15 protein-coding genes are annotated in these 16718 nt (G+C 61.7%); 7 read left to right on the forward strand and 8 right to left on the reverse strand.

The annotated features are described in order from the left end of the window. Positions 1 to 112: 112 nt before the first annotated feature. The 3 genes from ileS to ATY77_RS21360 form a co-directional block, all read right to left on the reverse strand. A complete protein-coding gene (gene ileS / locus ATY77_RS21345; RefSeq protein ID WP_088688730.1) occupies positions 113 to 3019 on the reverse strand; it encodes an isoleucine--tRNA ligase in 2907 nt (968 codons plus the stop codon). Between the two features lie 286 nt (positions 3020 to 3305). Continuing rightward, entirely contained in the window at positions 3306 to 4289 is a 984-nt protein-coding gene (locus ATY77_RS21355; protein ID WP_088688979.1) for a bifunctional riboflavin kinase/FAD synthetase, read from the reverse strand. 14 nt (positions 4290 to 4303) lie between these two features. After that, positions 4304 to 5152 (reverse strand): TIGR01459 family HAD-type hydrolase, encoded by an 849-nt coding sequence (locus ATY77_RS21360; protein ID WP_088688731.1) that lies wholly within the window; start codon positions 5150 to 5152, stop codon positions 4304 to 4306. Positions 5153 to 5435: 283 nt separating this feature from the next. Here ATY77_RS21360 and groES point away from each other — a divergent pair, with 283 nt between their 5' ends. The 3 genes from groES to ATY77_RS21375 all read left to right on the forward strand — a co-directional run bounded on the left by groES (position 5436) and on the right by ATY77_RS21375 (position 8522). After that, complete coding sequence (gene groES / locus ATY77_RS21365) at positions 5436 to 5732, forward strand: co-chaperone GroES (protein ID WP_004675403.1); 297 nt, start codon at positions 5436 to 5438, stop codon at positions 5730 to 5732. Between the two features lie 72 nt (positions 5733 to 5804). Beyond that, positions 5805 to 7442, forward strand: a complete 1638-nt coding sequence (gene groL, locus ATY77_RS21370; RefSeq protein ID WP_038687103.1) for a chaperonin GroEL — start codon at positions 5805 to 5807, stop codon at positions 7440 to 7442. Positions 7443 to 8075: 633 nt separating this feature from the next. After that, positions 8076 to 8522 carry a hypothetical protein gene (locus ATY77_RS21375; RefSeq protein WP_088688732.1) on the forward strand — a complete coding sequence of 149 codons (447 nt, stop codon included), beginning with the start codon at positions 8076 to 8078 and terminating at the stop codon, positions 8520 to 8522. Between the two features lie 191 nt (positions 8523 to 8713). Here the strand turns inward: ATY77_RS21375 and ATY77_RS21380 are convergent, their stop codons facing one another. Then, positions 8714 to 9424, reverse strand: a complete 711-nt coding sequence (locus tag ATY77_RS21380) for a glutathione binding-like protein (protein WP_088688733.1) — start codon at positions 9422 to 9424, stop codon at positions 8714 to 8716. Positions 9425 to 9627: 203 nt separating this feature from the next. On the opposite strand from ATY77_RS21380, the gene ATY77_RS21385 reads away from it, so the two are divergent. Beyond that, a complete protein-coding gene (locus ATY77_RS21385) occupies positions 9628 to 10041 on the forward strand; it encodes a DoxX family protein (RefSeq protein WP_088678557.1) in 414 nt (137 codons plus the stop codon). Between the two features lie 80 nt (positions 10042 to 10121). Here the strand turns inward: ATY77_RS21385 and hisG are convergent, their stop codons facing one another. The 3 genes from hisG to hisS form a co-directional block, all read right to left on the reverse strand. Further along, positions 10122 to 10817, reverse strand: a complete 696-nt coding sequence (gene hisG, locus ATY77_RS21390) for an ATP phosphoribosyltransferase (protein WP_088688734.1) — start codon at positions 10815 to 10817, stop codon at positions 10122 to 10124. Next, on the reverse strand, positions 10814 to 11935 hold the full coding sequence (locus tag ATY77_RS21395; RefSeq protein WP_088688735.1) for an ATP phosphoribosyltransferase regulatory subunit: 1122 nt from the start codon (positions 11933 to 11935) through the stop codon (positions 10814 to 10816). Before ATY77_RS21395 ends, hisG begins: the two co-directional genes overlap by 4 nt. Positions 11936 to 12166: 231 nt before the next feature. Further along, on the reverse strand, positions 12167 to 13705 hold the full coding sequence (gene hisS / locus ATY77_RS21405) for a histidine--tRNA ligase (RefSeq protein ID WP_088688736.1): 1539 nt from the start codon (positions 13703 to 13705) through the stop codon (positions 12167 to 12169). A gap of 137 nt (positions 13706 to 13842) precedes the next feature. Between hisS and ATY77_RS21410 the strand changes: the two genes are divergently transcribed. The 3 genes from ATY77_RS21410 (at position 13843) to ATY77_RS21420 (ending at position 15460) form a co-directional block, all read left to right on the forward strand. Beyond that, on the forward strand, positions 13843 to 14598 hold the full coding sequence (locus ATY77_RS21410) for a hypothetical protein (RefSeq protein WP_088688737.1): 756 nt from the start codon (positions 13843 to 13845) through the stop codon (positions 14596 to 14598). 59 nt (positions 14599 to 14657) lie between these two features. After that, positions 14658 to 15026 (forward strand): hypothetical protein, encoded by a 369-nt coding sequence (locus ATY77_RS21415; protein ID WP_088688980.1) that lies wholly within the window; start codon positions 14658 to 14660, stop codon positions 15024 to 15026. 74 nt (positions 15027 to 15100) lie between these two features. Then, entirely contained in the window at positions 15101 to 15460 is a 360-nt protein-coding gene (locus ATY77_RS21420; protein WP_088688738.1) for a DUF305 domain-containing protein, read from the forward strand. A 60-nt stretch (positions 15461 to 15520) separates the two neighbouring features. Here the strand turns inward: ATY77_RS21420 and ATY77_RS21425 are convergent, their stop codons facing one another. Continuing rightward, positions 15521 to 16570, reverse strand: coding sequence for an aldo/keto reductase (locus tag ATY77_RS21425; RefSeq protein ID WP_088688739.1), 1050 nt, complete (start codon positions 16568 to 16570; stop codon positions 15521 to 15523). Positions 16571 to 16718 lie beyond the last annotated feature (148 nt).

Raw genomic sequence — 16718 nt, forward strand, 5'->3', positions numbered from 1 at the left:
GGTGCAATCGTTGCCCAACCGGACAACCGTCCCCCTGACGCAAAAATCCGGCCATTTTCAGGCAGCTTTTACCGGATGCACGCCATAAAGGCAATTCACCCGGCAAATATCTTCAGGCGCGGATGCCGAGTTCGCGCAATGCCGCAGCGTCACGCGCCGAGACGTCGGGATAGCCGGGATCGGAACCGACATCGGTGGTGATGCGCCACGAACGGGCGCATTTGACACCTTCGGCGAGCTTCGGAACGACGGCGACATCAGCCACTTCGGCCAAGCGGAAGGCTTCGGCCGGGCCGGCATCCGCCACGATTGCGATGCCCGAGGTGATGCAGACTTCACTGAAATCCTGCCCCTCGAGCGCCTTGCGAAGCTCCGCGTCGGCGACATGGACGACCGGGGCCGCTTCCAGCGAGGAGCCGATGCGCTTGTCCTTGCGCTCGATTTCCAGCGCGCCGGTCACGACGCTGCGGATCGCGCGGATCTTCTTCCATTTTTCGGCGAGCGCATCGTTGCGCCATTCCTTGGCGACCGGAGCGAACTGCTCCAGATGCACCGAGACGGCCGATGGATTGCGCGAAAGCCATGCCTCTTCCGTCGTGAAGGGCAGCATCGGCGCAAGCCAGGTCACCATGCAATCGAAGATCATGCGGATGACATAGAGCGCCGAGCGGCGGCGAAGGCTCGACGGCGCATCGCAATAAAGCGCATCCTTGCGGACGTCGAAGTAGAAGGCCGAGAGCTCGACATTGGCGAAGTCGATCAGTGCGCGGGCGATCTTCTTGAAGTCGAAAGCGTCGTAGTTTTCGCGCACCAGCTGATCGAGCTCGGAGAGCCGGTGCAGCATCAGCTGCTCCAGCTCCGGCAGATCGGCGAGCGCGATGACCTCGCCCTTGTCGTGGGCCAGCGTGCCGAGCATCCAGCGGATGGTGTTGCGCAGCTTGCGGTAGGCATCGACATTGGTCTGGATGATCGTCTTGCCGACGCGCAGGTCGTCCGCATAATCCGAGGTCATGACCCAGAGACGCAGGATGTCGGCGCCGGCGTCCTTCATCACTTCCTGCGGCGAGGTGACGTTGCCCTTCGACTTCGACATCTTCTCGCCCTTCTCATCCATGGTGAAGCCATGGGTGAGAACGGTGTCGTAAGGCGCGCGGCCACGGGTCGCAGCCGATTCCAGCAGCGATGAATGGAACCAGCCGCGATGCTGGTCGGAACCCTCGAGATAGAGATCGGCCGGCCATTTCAGGTCGGGGCGGTCTTCCAGCGTGAAGGTGTGCGTCGAGCCCGAGTCGAACCAGACGTCGAGGATATCCATGACCTGCGACCACTTGGCCGGGTCATGCTCATTGCCGAGGAAACGCTCCTTGGCGCCTTCGGCAAACCAGGCATCGGCGCCTTCGGCGTCGAAAGCATCGAGGATGCGCTGATTGACGGCCTCGTCCTGCAGCACTTCGCCCTGCTCACTCACGAAGACGCAGATCGGCACGCCCCAGGCGCGCTGACGCGAGAGAACCCAGTCCGGGCGCTGCTCGATCATGGCGCGCAGACGATTCTGGCCGGCAGCCGGCACGAAGCGGGTGTCGTCGATCGCCTTCAGCGCACGGGTGCGCAGCGTCGTTCCATCCGACAGCGTCTTGTCCATATAGACGAACCACTGCGGCGTGTTGCGGAAGATCACCGGCTTCTTGGAGCGCCAGGAATGCGGATACTGGTGCTTGAGGCGACCGCGGGCAAAAAGCGCGCTGCGCTCGATCAGCGCCTTGATGACGCGGTCGTTGGCATCGCCCTTCTTGCCGTTGTCGTCGATGACGCGCCCGCCTTCGAGGCCGGGCGCATCTGCCGTGTAGAAGCCGCCGTCATCGACGGGGAACGGGATCTTGGTCTCGATGCCGCGTGCCTCGATCTCGCGGGCATGCGCCATCCAGACATCAAAGTCTTCGCGGCCGTGGCTCGGCGCCGTATGCACGAAGCCCGTACCGGCATCGTCGGTGACATGATCGCCGTCGAGCAGCGGCACGGCAAATTCGTAGCCGCCGCCGAGCCCCTTGAGCGGGTGTGCACAGCTGATGTCAGCAAGATCCGCAGCAGTGACGTCAGCAAGGCGCTTGTACTGAAGCTTGGCCTTGGCGAAGGACTCTTCAGCCAGCTTGTCCGCGAAGATCAGCTTTTCGCCCGGGCGCGGGCCAAAGTCGTTCTCGGCAGCCGTGACTTCGTAGAGGCCGTAGGCGACGCGCGAGGAATAGGCGACCGCCCGGTTTCCGGGGATCGTCCAGGGCGTGGTGGTCCAGATGACGACGAAGGCATCCTTGAGGGCAGCGGTGCTCTTCGCGACCGGGAACTTCACCCAGATCGTATCGCTCTCGTAGTCATGATACTCGACCTCGGCTTCGGCAAGCGCGGTGCGCTCGACCACCGACCACATGATCGGCTTGGAGCCGCGATAGAGCTGACCGCTGGCGGCGATCTTCAGCAACTCGCCGGCGATACGGCTTTCGGCGTGGAAGTTCATCGTCAGATACGGGTTTTCGAAATCGCCTACGATGCCGAGGCGCTGGAACTCGCCGCCCTGGATGGCGATCCATTTTTCGGCATAGGCGCGGCACTCGCGGCGGAATTCGATCATCGCCGACGGCTCGGTCAGGTCAGGCTTGGCCTTGCCCTTGGCGCGGTAGTTTTCTTCCTCGATCTTCCACTCGATCGGCAGGCCGTGGCAGTCCCAGCCGGGCACATAGTTGGAGTCGTAGCCGCGCATCTGGAAGGAGCGGGTGATGACGTCCTTGAGGATCTTGTTCAGCGCGTGGCCGATGTGGATGTTGCCGTTGGCGTAGGGAGGGCCGTCGTGCAGGACGAATTTCTCGCGGCCGGCGGCAGAGGCGCGCAGTTTCTTGTAGAGATCCATCTGCTGCCAGCGGGCAACGAGCTCCGGCTCCTTCTGCGGCAGGCCGGCGCGCATGGGGAAATCGGTTTCGGGCAGATAGAGGGTCTTCGAGTAATCGATTTTTTCGGCTGTGTCGGTCATGTGTGACAATCGTTTCTGGCGGCCCAGGAAGGGGCGCGACGGACATGGAAATAGGTGGCGGCGGAAGCGCCTGCTCGCAAGCGCCGAAAACCCGGACCTCCCGGCCGCTTAGCGCGCGCGGAAGGCCGGGCCGATAATTCGTATCGTGATCGCCAGCCGAAGTTTCGTCATAGCGCCGGTTCATAGGCGTTTTTGCCGGGAAAAGGAAGAGAAGAAATTGCCCGGCCGCGATCGCGGCCCGGTCGTTTCCAGCTGCCATGGGCGATATGTCGGAGTTGGAGCAAACTTAGGAAAAGCAGAGCTTCCGGTCGAGCTCGCCGAGCGGCTTCACCCCGGCAAGCAGCGCTCTCGCCTCTTCCTCGTCGCGCTTGATCTGGGCGACGAGCGGATCGAGGCCGTCGAATTTCAGCTCGGGTCTGAGATAGCCGAAGAAGGAGACGCCGCAGAGTTGGCCGTAGAGATCGCCGTGAAAATCGAAAATATAGGTTTCGAGCAGCGGCGCGCCGTTTTCCGTGACCGTCGGGCGGCGGCCGTAGCTTGCGACCGCATCATGCAGCGTTCCATCCTGGCGGCGAAAGCGGACGGCATAAATGCCGGCGGCGAGTTCGGCCTCCGGCGGCAGGCGCATGTTGGCGGTGGGGAAACCGAGCTGACGGCCGAGCTTTTCGCCGTCGATCACCTCGGCCTCCACAGTATAGCGATAGCCCAGCATGCCGGCGACTTCGCTGACGCTGCCCTCCCCCAGGAGAGCGCGGATATGGCTCGAAGAGACGACATCGGCATTTTCGTCGCGGAAGGCATCGATCAGAGTGACGCCGAAGCCGTATGTCTGGCCGGCATTCATCAGAAAGGCGGGACCGCCTTCGCGGCCACGGCCGAAATGAAAATCGAAGCCGGTGACGACTTCCGAAGCACCGAGCCAGTCCTTCAGGATCGAATGGATGAAATCCTCGGCGGAGCACTGCGAGAATTCGTAATCGAAGGGATATTCGATGACGGCGTTGAAGCCGAGCGTTTCCAGAATGCGGGCCTTCAGCGGCGCGGGCGTCAGGCGGAAGACAGGCGTCTCAGGCCGGAAGACCGTGCGCGGATGCGGCTCGAAGGTCAGCACCAGAGCGGGGATGCCGCGCGCCCTGGAAATTTCGAGCGCGCGGTTGAGAACAGATTGATGGCCGCGATGCACACCGTCGAAATTGCCGATGGCGATCACCCCGCCCTTGAGATGGGCGGGTAAGGGATCGCGGGTTTCATTGCGGTGGAAGACGGTCATCGGCTGGCTTCTCTTCATGCAAGGCGCGGCATCCACCATTTCGGCGCCGCCTTTTCCCGTTCGAGATAGGCATTGAGGATCGCCTCGTCGGTCTCGCCGTTCAGGGTGTATTCCTTGGCGTGGATACCGCCGCTGATGTAGAGAAGGTCGAGGCCAAAATTCAAGGCGCCGCGCACATCGGTCGGCATGCCGTCGCCGATCGCGAGCACGCGCTCGGTGGGGAAATCGCCGCGCAGCTCACGGGCAGCCGCCAGCGTCGCCTCGTAGATCGGCCGGTGCGGCTTGCCGGCGATGCGGGTCTTGCCGCCAAGCTGCTCGTAATAGGCGGCCATGGCGCCGGCGCAGGGAATGATGCGGTGGCCGCGCTCGACGACGAGATCGGGATTGGCGCAGATCATCGGCACTTCGCGCGCCTGAAAATCCAGAAGCATATCGGTGTAATCCTCGGGCTTCTCGGTCTCGTCGTCGAAAAAGCCGGTGCAGACCAGCGATCGCGCCTCGCCCGCCGGCACCCGCTCGACGCCGATGCCTTCAAGAAGCGCCTTGTCGCGCTCGGGGCCGAGCAGGAAGACCGTCTTCGGCCCTTCCGAAATCAGCCCGCGCGTGACGTCGCCCGAGGTGACGATCCTGTCATAGGCGCTGTCGGGCACGCCGATATGGCGCAGCTGCTCGACCACCTGCCAGGAAAGACGCGGCGAATTGGTGATGAGGACGACGGCAAGGCCGCTCTCACGTGCCGCGTGAAGGGCGGCTGCGGCCTTGGGGAACGGATCGACGCCGTTGTGAACGACGCCCCAGACATCACAGAGCACCACATCATAGCGATCCGTGATCTCGGAGAAGTTTTCTATCCGCCTGGCCATTTCAATTTCCCGATTTGCTTCAGCATCGGTGACATTGCAAAGGCGCAAGGCGATGGCAAGGCATTTTCTTCGCCATTCTGCAACGGGCCGGGTTTCGGCGGCAATCTCCGCAATTCTCCGGCCTCTTCACAATTCCGGCACAAAAATTCGTGATTGCTCTCATTGACTCCTCTTGGAGCCATCCCTAAATGCTCGTCGCTAGCACTCACCGCAAGGGAGTGCTAACATCTATCCATGTGGGCCACTCCGGTCCGCGAATGTCATTCGATCGAGGGATTAGACAATGGCAAGCACCAATTTCCGTCCGCTTCACGACCGCGTCGTTGTTCGTCGCGTCGAGTCCGAAGAGAAGACCAAGGGCGGCATCATCATTCCCGACACCGCCAAGGAAAAGCCGCAGGAAGGCGAAATCGTCGCCGTCGGTTCCGGCGCTCGTGACGAGTCCGGCAAAGTCGTGGCTCTCGACGTCAAGGCTGGCGACCGCGTCCTGTTCGGCAAGTGGTCCGGCACCGAAGTCAAGATCAACGGCGAAGACCTTCTGATCATGAAGGAAGCCGACATCATGGGCATCATCGGCTGATTGGCCGATCCGCTTTCCCGAAATGGCTGACGGGCTTCTCGCCCGAACAAATCGAATTCAGGAGTCACAAACATGGCAGCTAAAGAAATCAAGTTTGGCCGCACCGCGCGCGAAAAGATGCTGCGCGGCGTCGACATTCTCGCCGATGCGGTCAAGGTAACGCTCGGCCCGAAGGGCCGTAACGTCATCATCGACAAGTCCTTCGGCGCGCCGCGCATCACCAAGGACGGCGTTTCGGTCGCCAAGGAAATCGAACTCGAAGACAAGTTCGAGAACATGGGCGCCCAGATGGTCCGCGAAGTTGCTTCGAAGACCAACGACATCGCCGGCGACGGCACCACGACCGCGACCGTTCTTGCCCAGGCGATCGTTCGCGAAGGCGCCAAGGCCGTTGCCGCCGGCATGAACCCGATGGACCTGAAGCGCGGCATCGATCTCGCCGTCGCCGAAGTCGTCAAGGATCTCCAGGCCAAGGCCAAGAAGATCAACACCTCGGAAGAAGTCGCTCAGGTCGGCACGATCTCGGCAAACGGCGAGCGCCAGGTCGGTCTCGACATCGCTGAAGCCATGCAGAAGGTCGGCAACGAAGGCGTCATCACGGTTGAAGAAGCCAAGACCGCCGAAACCGAGCTCGAAGTCGTCGAAGGCATGCAGTTCGACCGCGGCTACCTCAGCCCCTACTTCGTCACCAACCCGGAAAAGATGGTCGCCGACCTCGAAGACGTCTTCATTCTCCTCCACGAGAAGAAGCTCTCGAACCTGCAGTCGATGCTCCCGGTTCTCGAAGCCGTCGTCCAGACCGGCAAGCCGCTCCTCATCATCGCTGAAGACGTCGAAGGCGAAGCTCTTGCAACGCTCGTCGTCAACAAGCTGCGCGGCGGCCTGAAGATCGCTGCCGTCAAGGCTCCTGGCTTCGGCGACCGCCGCAAGGCCATGCTGGAAGACATCGCCATCCTGACGGGCGGCACCGTGATCTCCGAAGACCTCGGCATCAAGCTCGAGAGCGTTACGCTCGACATGCTCGGCCGCGCCAAGAAGGTTTCGATCTCCAAGGAAAACACCACGATCGTCGACGGTTCGGGCGCCAAGTCCGACATCGAAGGCCGTGTTGCCCAGATCAAGGCCCAGATCGAAGAGACCACCTCCGACTACGACCGCGAGAAGCTGCAGGAACGTCTTGCCAAGCTCGCTGGCGGCGTCGCCGTCATCCGCGTCGGCGGCTCGACGGAAGTCGAAGTGAAGGAAAAGAAGGACCGCATCGACGACGCCCTCAACGCGACGCGCGCTGCCGTTCAGGAAGGCATCGTACCGGGCGGCGGCGTTGCCCTGCTGCGTTCTTCCGTCAAGATCACCTCCAAGGGTATCAACGACGACCAGGAAGCCGGCGTCAACATCGTTCGCCGCGCTCTGCAGGCTCCGGCCCGCCAGATCGCTGAAAACGCAGGTGACGAAGCCTCGATCGTTGTCGGCAAGATCCTCGACAAGGATCAGGACAACTGGGGCTACAACGCCCAGACCGGCGAATATGGCGACATGATCGGCATGGGCATCATCGACCCGGTCAAGGTCGTTCGCACCGCCCTGCAGGATGCCGCTTCCGTTGCATCGCTGCTGATCACCACCGAAGCCATGATCGCCGAGCTGCCGAAGAAGGACGCTCCGGCTATGCCGGGCGGCATGGGCGGCATGGGTGGAATGGACATGATGTGATAGGCTGAAAGCCGTCACTGACATATCCATTCCGGCACCTCCGGAATGGGAAGGGCGGCCTTCGGGTCGCCCTTTTCTTTTTACGTCCAATTCCCCCGCGCCAGCGATTCGATCCGTTGCGTGCTATTTTATGGCGCGAGTTGCCTTTTCCGCTCGGCAAGCTTTCGCGAAACTTGCGTGGCTGCGTATTTCTCCCTCTGCGGAAATAACAAGAGAAATGCCGTGTTGCAGCGGGATTTCGGCTTTGGAAGGGTCTGGAAACGTTTTCAAAGCACTCAAAGACGTGTTTTTGCCGCGATCGCTCGCGGGGCAAATCGAGAGCTGAGGCGCTCCAACGAGAGACGCCAATCCGAACACCCCTTAAAAAGCCGTTGCCGTTTGTGCAAAAGCTCCTATAAATCCGCGCTGCAATTGACGTGCGCCCGGCGATAATTTTTCGCCAATGGACGAGGCCGGAGCGCAAAAGGCGATACGAGAAGGTTCGGCTTTCGAAGGCTCCGTTTCCGGAGAGCTTCTGGCTGTGGCAACGATCGCCGGATGAAGCGCGGGCATCATGCCCGCTGCTGCGTGATTCTGTTTCTTTGTGTTTGCCGAGCGTGCGGCGGAGGAGCCGCATCCAAACTGGGGAACGCCTTGTTTAAGATCGCCAAAGCCAATACAGCCACGCCCCTGATGCCCGGCTCGCTGAACGACAACAATCGCAATCGCGAAATGCTGGCGCAATTTTCCGTTTCCGAAGCCTGGGCCGGAGATTTTTCGACCGGCGTGATCCGTCTCGGCGAATGGAGTTCGATGCTGCACGGTCTCTCCGCACCGGAATGCGGGCTGCTCAACCTGATCCGCTGTTACGACACGAAGGATCGCAGCCACGTGCTGGAACTGTTCGAGCAGGCGGCGACGCGCTGCTCCTCATTCTGCTTTTCGACGACGATCATGATGCCGAACGGCTTCCGCCAGCCGCTCTTCTGCATGGGCGAGTCGAACGGTCTCGAGAAGAAATACAGCGGCAGCATGGCTGGCGTCTTCATCTTCCCGCGCTTCAAGCTCGAAGGCGCAAACCAGATCACGAGTTGGCGATAGAAGCGGGCGGGTGAAATAACTTCTCCGCTGAAAGCGGTCAGACTGCCGGAAAGCCCGCCAACTCCTCTTTCGTCATACTCGGGTCCCGAGTATCTGCCTGGGATCGATAGGGCAGCATATCCTCGGCGCAAGGCCAAGGGCTGTCACGCAGTTGAGGCCGCTTCCGAGAGCGGCCTTTTGCGCGGGGATCGCTACTCCGGCTTGACGGGAATATTGAGCCCCCTGGCGCTCGCCGGACGGGCGATGCAGCGCTCCAGCCAATCCGAGACGGCGGGGAATTTCGCATATTCGAGAACCTCGCGGCCGCCATAGAAGATATCGGCGCCGCGAACCCAAGTGAAGGTGGTGATGTCGGCGATCGTATACTGATCGCCCATGATCCATTGGCGGTCCTTCAGCCGGCCTTCGAGCACACCGAGCAGGCGTTTGGATTCATCGCGATAGCGCTCCACTGGGTAAGAATTATTCGCGACCTTGTCGGCGGCGAATTTGTGGAAATGCCCGAATTGTCCGAACATCGGGCCGATGCCCGCCATCTGGAAAAACACCCACTGAATGCATTCGTAGCGGCCGGCGGCATCCTCAGGGATGAGCTTGCCGGTCTTTTCCGCGAGATAAAGCAGGATGGCGCCGGATTCGAAAAGGCCGATCGGCTTTCCCCCCGGCCCGTTCGGGTCGATGATCGCCGGAATGCGGCCGTTCGGATTGAGAGATTCGAATTCCGGCGATTTCTGCTCGTTGGCGGCGAAGGAAATATAATGCGGCTCATAGGCGAGCCCGAGTTCTTCGAGGGCGACGGACACTTTCACGCCGTTCGGCGTCTGCAGTGAATAGAGCTGGATGATGTCGGAGTTTTTCGCCGGCCAGCGGGTCGTGATCGGAAATGCGGACAGATCTGCCATCGGATTCTCCATGTTGGGCGCCGACCATAGGAGACGAGGCTCTGGAAAAGCAAGTGAGGGCATCGTTTCATATTATTGAACGAAGTGTCCCCATCCGTCTATCTTTGCATAACGAAAGAAAAAGGCGAAATAGGAATATCAGAGATCCACAGCGTGCCCGGGGGCACTAAGATCTCCAGAGCCATTCAACGGAGACACCATCCATGTCGAACGCCTTCATCCTGATCGCCCGCATTCTTCTGTCTTTCATGTTCATCCTTTCCGGCTTCATGAAGCTAACCGATCCTGCCGGTACTGCGGGCATGATCGCCGGCGCCGGCCTGCCGGCAGCAACCCTGTTGGCCTATGTCGCAGGCCTTTTCGAACTGCTCGCCGGCCTTGCGGTTCTCACAGGCTTCCAGGTCCGCATTGCCGGCTGGCTGCTCGCCGCCTTCTGTGTCTTCACGGGCGTTGCCTTCCATCTGCCCTACGCAAGCGGCACGGAACTCGTGAATATTCTCAACCAGATCATGGTCATGAAGAACATCACGCTTGCCGGCGCGTACATATTGCTCGCGACCGTCGGTGCCGGTGCCTATTCGATTGATGCCCGCCGCGGCGCCTATGCGGCTGCCTGATCCAGCAGACGTCCTCCCAGACATGCAGAACCCGCCGTCATTGAATGACGGCGGGTTTTCTTATGTCTTGAACATTGCAGTCAGAGAGCGGCGCGCACCGCTTCGATAATCGCCTGCACGACGGGTTCGTCGGCATGGCTTTCCCTGCGGGCGCGCACGAGGCAGGCCTGCGAATGCAGGATGACACCGTCCTGAAGCACCTTCAGGTGGTTGGCGCGCAACGTCGAGCCGGTTGAGGTGATATCGACGATGATATCGGCGGAACCGGAAGCGGGAGCGCCTTCGGTGGCGCCGAGGCTTTCGACGATGCGATAAAGCTGGATGCCGTGCTGGCTCGAGAAGAACTGCTGGGTCAGGCGCCAATATTTGGTGGCGATGGCAAGACGCCTGGAGTGGCGGGCGCGGAAATCGGCGGCGACGTCGCCGAGATCGGCCATGGTCTCGACGTCAAGCCAGATCTCCGGCACGGCAACGACGACATCGGCGTGGCCGAAGCCGAGGCGGGCGCAGAATTCGACGCGCTTGTCGACCTCGGCAAAACCTTCCCGCATCAGGTCTTCGCCGGTGACGCCGAAATCGACGGTGCCGTTGCCGAGTTCCCGGGAAATCTCGGAAGCCGACAGGAAAGCGACCTCGACATCGTCCCAGCCTTCGACGCGGCCGCGATAGGAGCGCTCGTTGCCGACGGCCGTTATCGGCATGCCGGCCCGCTCGAAGATTGCCGAAGCGTCGTCTTTCATCCGGCCCTTGGAGGGAAGCGCAATGGTGATGGTCATGCGGCTGCCCTTTCGGTTTCGATACGGTCGAGCCAGAAGGAGAAGCCGACCGCCGGAATGCGGTCCGTGGCGCCGAGGAAGGTCAGGAGCTTGTCGAAGCGTCCGCCGCCGGCCAGAACCGCGGCCGATCCCTCCACCGTCACCTCGAAGACGAGACCGGTATAATAATCGAGCGGACGCCCGAAGGCGGCGCGGTAACCAAGGCCGGAAAGCTCGACGCCGGCATTGGCAAGGGCGGCGACCCGGCCGTTGAAGCGGGAGAGCGCATTGCCGAGTTTCAGCCCGGCCGCATCGGCAAAACCGGCCAGTGCCGCGGAAGCATTGACGAGCGGCACGTCGAGCGACAGGAATTCTTCCAGCACATGGAAGGCGGCATCGTCGAGGCGCGTTTCGGACAGGATGAGCTTTTCCTTGAGCCTGCGGGCGATCTCCCGCGGTGAGCGGCTGGCATTCGTCGAATAGCCCGTCGCCTGCATTTCCTGCTCGATATGGGCGATCAGCGCCTGCTCGTCGCCTGATGCGACGAGCTTGGCGATATCGTCGTCGAGGCCGGTGACGAATTGCGGACTGACGAGACCGGCCAGCAGCGCCTCCAGCTGTGTCATGTTGCCGAAGGCGTGGATCAGCCGCTTCTGCCAGCCGAGCGGCAGCCCGAGCGCCTGGACGACCGCCTCGAACACCGCCTGATCGCCAAGCGTCACCGACAGGCGCCGGCCGGGCAGCAGGCGCGCAAGAATGGCAGTGGCGTCGCCGATGGCGCGGGCGTCGGCGCTCGGTATGTTGATGTCGCCGAGATCCTCGATGCCAGCCTGATAGAATTCGTTGGCGCCGTCGCGGCGCTGGCGGAAGACCTCGCCGAGATAGGCATAACGCTTCGGCGTGCCGGTCGCGGTCTCGATGTGGCGTAGACAGACGGGGATGGTGAATTCCGGACGCAGGCAGAGGCTGGCGCCGGTTTCGCTCTCCGTCATGAAGATGCGCCGGCGCAAATCCTCGCCGGCGATATCGAGGAAAGGCTCGGCCGGCTGAATGACCGGCGTATCGATGCGCTCAGCGTTGCGGGCGTCGAATTCGGAAAGCAGCTCAGTGGCGAATTCGGGGAGGTTGATCAGGGGCATGCCGCGCTCCGAATAGTAGGCGAAGAGCTTGTCGGAACGCACCCCCCTCTGCCTTGCCAGGCATCTCCCCCACAGGGGGGGAGATCGGCAAGACGCGCGGGCCTGCCGAAATATTGAGCGTGCGCCAAATGGTTTCGGCCATCTAAGGCGTCTGGTAGGAGCAAGAGGCCTCTCCTAGCCGATCTCCCCCCTTGTGGGGGAGATGCCCGGCAGGGCAGAGGGGGGTATGCCTCAGACATCGCCGCCAGCCCTCTTGCAATCCTCCGCCTGTGCGGCAAGGATCTCTTTCACTTTGGCGACGAGGTCGGATTCCGACACCGTCTCCTGCGCCACGCGGGCTTCGCGCCAGCTGGCATTGTCCTCGATTTCGCCGGAGAGCCGCTTGCCCTCGATCAGATCCTTGATCTGCACGACACCGGTTGCGCGCTCGTCGCCGCCCTGGATGATGGCGACGGGGCAGCCGCGGCGGTCGGCATATTTCAGCTGGTTGCCGAACTTCTTCCAGTTGCCCTGGAACATCTCGGCACGGATGCCGGCGGCGCGCAGCTGCTGCGTCATCTTCTGATAACGGCCCATCGCCTCGACATCACCGTCCATGACGGTCACCAGCACCGGCTCGATCACTTCGCTCGCGCCGAGCTTGCCGAGGTTCTTCAGCGCCGTCATCAGCCTGGAAACGCCGATCGAAAAGCCGGTCGCGGGGACCGGCTGGCCCATGAAGCGGGAGACGAGGCCGTCGTAACGGCCGCCGCCGCCGACCGAACCGAAGACGACCTTCTCGCCCTTCTCATTGGTGACGTCGAAGAGAAGCTCGGCCTCGTAAACGGGCCCGGTGTAATATTCGAGGCCACGGACGACAGAGGGATCGATCTTGATGCGGTCGGACTGATAACCTGCAGCCGTTACCAGATGATGGATTGTATCGAGTTCGGAGAAGCCCTGATTGTAGACGCTATTTTCTTTCAGCGCCTGATTAATCTCGTCTGCTCTCGAGGACTTTCCACCTTCCAAGTAAGGCTGCCGTAGCACTACCGCGATTAGGAATTCCACAGCTACGGGGTCAAGTCCTGCCCCTTTAGTGAAGTCACCGGATTCATCCTTACGGCCTTCGCCTAACAGCAAGCGAACGCCTTCCGGACCGAACTTGTCGAGCTTGTCGATGGCGCGCAGCACGTTCAGCCGCTGGCCGGCCTTGTCGTCGCCGCCGAGGCCGATCGCCTCCAGCACGCCGTCCAGGACCTTGCGGTTGTTGACGCGGATGACATAGTCGCCGCGCTTGATGCCGAGCGCTTCAAGCGTATCGGCCATCATCATGCACATTTCGGCATCGGCCTGGACACCCGGCGCGCCGACCGTATCGGCATCGAACTGCATGAACTGGCGGAAGCGGCCGGGGCCTGGCTTCTCGTTACGGAAGACGTAGCCGGCGCGATAGGTGCGGTAGGGAAGCTGGATCTCGTTGAAATTCTCGGCGACATGACGGGCGAGCGGCGCCGTCAAGTCGTAGCGCAGCGACATCCATTGCTCGTCGTCGTCCTGCAGCGAGAAGACGCCCTCGTTCGGCCGGTCGCTGTCGGGCAGGAACTTGCCGAGCGCATCGGTATATTCGAACAGCGGTGTTTCCACAGGATCGAAGCCGTAATGCTCATAGACTTCCCGGATCTTTGCCGTCATCTCATTGACGGCGCGGATATCGCCGGCCGCACGATCGACGAAGCCGCGCGGCAGGCGGGCCTTGAGCTTTTGCGGTTTCTTCTGCTTGTCGTTCATTTCCGGGAATTCCGCTGACTGTGATAGTGGCGGTTTCCTAACCGATCGGACGGGGAGCGGCAAGGGCGAAGGGTCTTGATGTCGCTACGAGAATCGATTGAACGGAAAGGCATTGATCAGAAGTCGGGATATGCATCATGATCGCTGAAGCGCTTCTCTATGCCGCGACATGGCCGCTCACCGGCAAGGCGCATCGAAAGTTCATCCGTTACTCGGTCAATCTCTGGTCGCGCGCCGGGCGCTGCGCCCTCGATTGGGCCGAACACGAGGAGATGAGCCGGAATGCGATCCGTGCGGCGACGGCCGGTCTCAGGCAGAAGCGGACGGCCGTGGTGCTCGGCTCCGGCCTCTTGCGCGACGTGCCGATCGAGGAACTGGCGAGGGACTTCGACACCGTCGTTCTGGTCGATCTCGTTCACCTCGCCTCGGTGCGCCTGTGGCTGTCGGCCAAGGGCTACCGCAATGTCCGGCTGATCGAGCGCGATCTTTCCGGCTACGACGAGCTTGCGGCCGGCAAAGAGCCCGAACCGCTCGGCTTCCTGCGTTCGGTGCCCTATCTCGATCTCGTGGTTTCGGCCAATCTCCTGTCGCAGATCGGCCGCGGCGTGAAACGGCGCTACGAGACCGCGACCGGCGGGATGCCGGCCGACACTGTAGAGCGGTTGATCGCTGCGCATCTGGCCGGGATTTCCGGGCTTACCTGCCGCCATTGCCTGGTGACCGACATCGCCTATGCCGTCATCGACCGCAATAGCAAAATCCATGAGGAGGCCGACCTGCTGGACGGCGTTCTGCCGCCGCCGGCAAAGGCGGCCTGGACATGGCCGGTCGCACCGCTCGGCGAGGAGAGCCGGGATTACCGGATCGAACACAAGGTCATCGCCGCCTGGTGACCAAGATGTGACTGCCGGCCGTCCTTGGCTTGCGGCCGGCATTCGCCTATATGGACGTCATGCGCACGCTCGCTCTCATCGCGATGTTTCTCGGCTGGCTGGTCTATAGCGCCATGTCCGCATGGGCAGGCTGTCCGACGTGTGCGTCGATGAATGCGCCGGCCGCGGTCGAAAGCGGCAGCATGCATCATGAAATGGCCGGCATGGATATGCACGAAGGAGCGGGAAAAACCACTGCCGCAAAAGATCCCTGTGCGAGCGGAGACGCCGCGCATATGCCGCTTTGCGCCGCCTGCCTTCTGCTGCCCCCGACGGTGATTGTTATGGCCGACGGAAAATCCGCCTTCGGCTATCCCCCGCCGCCGCTCGTCCGCGCCCTTGACGACAATAGACCCGCTCCGCAGGCGCCCCCTCCCCGACTGGGCTGACAACCGATTTTACACGCAGATCAGGCGGCTTCGACCGCCGACGTATCTATTGTCAGACAGAGGAAGGAACTCTCATGTCTTTGAAAATCATCACGCTTACCGCAATGCTCGCCATCGTCGCCGCCCCGGCCCTTGCCGAAGACAAGACCATGGATATGAGCAAGCCGATGGGCAGCCACAGTGCTTCCAGCCACGCTTTCAGCGAGGCGAACGACAAGATGCACAAGGATATGATGATCGAGTATAGCGGCGATGCCGACGTGGACTTCGTTCGCGGCATGATCCCTCACCATCAGGGCGCGATCGATATGGCCAAGGTCGAGCTTCAATACGGCAAGGATCCGGAAATCCGCAAGCTTGCGGAAGCTGTGATCAAGGCGCAGGAAGCGGAGATCGCCGAGATGAACGCCTGGCTCAAGGCCCGCGGCAAGTAATCGGCCGCCGGCAAAAGAAGAACGCCGGAAATCTCCGGCGTTCCCTCACGGCAATGCCGTTCAGTCCTTCGGCTCGAAGTCCGCCGGCCGGCGACCGGCGCCCTGCCGCGTCAGCATCCAGCCTGGATATTCGGGCGCAAGCGCGCTCACCTCGTCGAGTCTCTTCAGATCGTCCTCATCGAGCTTCAGCTTGACGGCGGCCAGATTCTGGTCGAGCTGGTCGACACGCTTGGCGCCGATGATGACCGAGGTGACGAAAGGCTTGGCGAGGATATAGGCGAGCGCGACTGTCGCGACGCCGACGCCGTGCTTTTCGGCAACCTCGCGCATGACCGCGACGCAGGCCCAGGCCTTGTCCTTGTCGACCGGCGGGAAATCGAAATTGGCGCGGCGGCCTTCGCCATTGCCGGGCGCGCCGGGACCATATTTGCCGGAAAGCAGACCGCCGGCGAGCGGCGACCAGACCATCAGGCCAAGCTTCTCCTCCTGCATCATCGGCGCGATGTCGCGTTCGAGATCGCGGCCGGCGATGGAATAATAGGCCTGAACGCTTTCGAAACGGGCAAAGCCGCGGCGTTCGGACAGGCCGAGCGCCTTGGAAATGCGCCAGGCCTGCCAGTTGGAAACGCCGATATAGCGCACGAGACCACGGGAAACGAGATCGTCGAAGGCGCGCAGCGTCTCTTCGATCGGCGTGACCGTATCGGTCGCATGGATCTGATAGAGGTCGATATGATCCGTCTGCAGACGCTTCAGGCTCGCCTCGACGGAATCCATGATGTGGCCGCGCGAGGCGCCGCGGTCGTTGGGCTTGTCGCCCATCACGCCGTAGACCTTGGTGGCGATGACGACGTCCTTACGCGGTACGTCAAGGTTCTTCAACGCCTGGCCGAGCAGCCTTTCGGACTCGCCGAAAGAATAGACGTCGGCCGTGTCGATGAAATTGACGCCCGATGCAAGCGAACGCTCGACGATCCGGTCGGCGGCATTCTGGTCGACATCGGCGATGGCGCCCCAGGCGCTGCCCTGCTTGGCTTCGCCGAAAGTCATGGTGCCGAGGCAGATTTCCGAGACGAAAAGTCCCGTATTTCCGAGTTGATTGTAACGCATGGTCGAAAAATTCCTTTGTGTCTGCCGCAAGGGGGCTTGCGAACTCAAGAACTTCATTTTTTTAATTATTGGCCTGCGCATGACAGGCACAGCCGTAGCTGGCTGCTGGGTGAGGCAAACTCGATGTAGTGCGGCGGCCGCGCTTTTC

Source organism: Rhizobium sp. R634 (assembly GCF_002211305.1).
GTDB lineage: Bacteria > Pseudomonadota > Alphaproteobacteria > Rhizobiales > Rhizobiaceae > Rhizobium.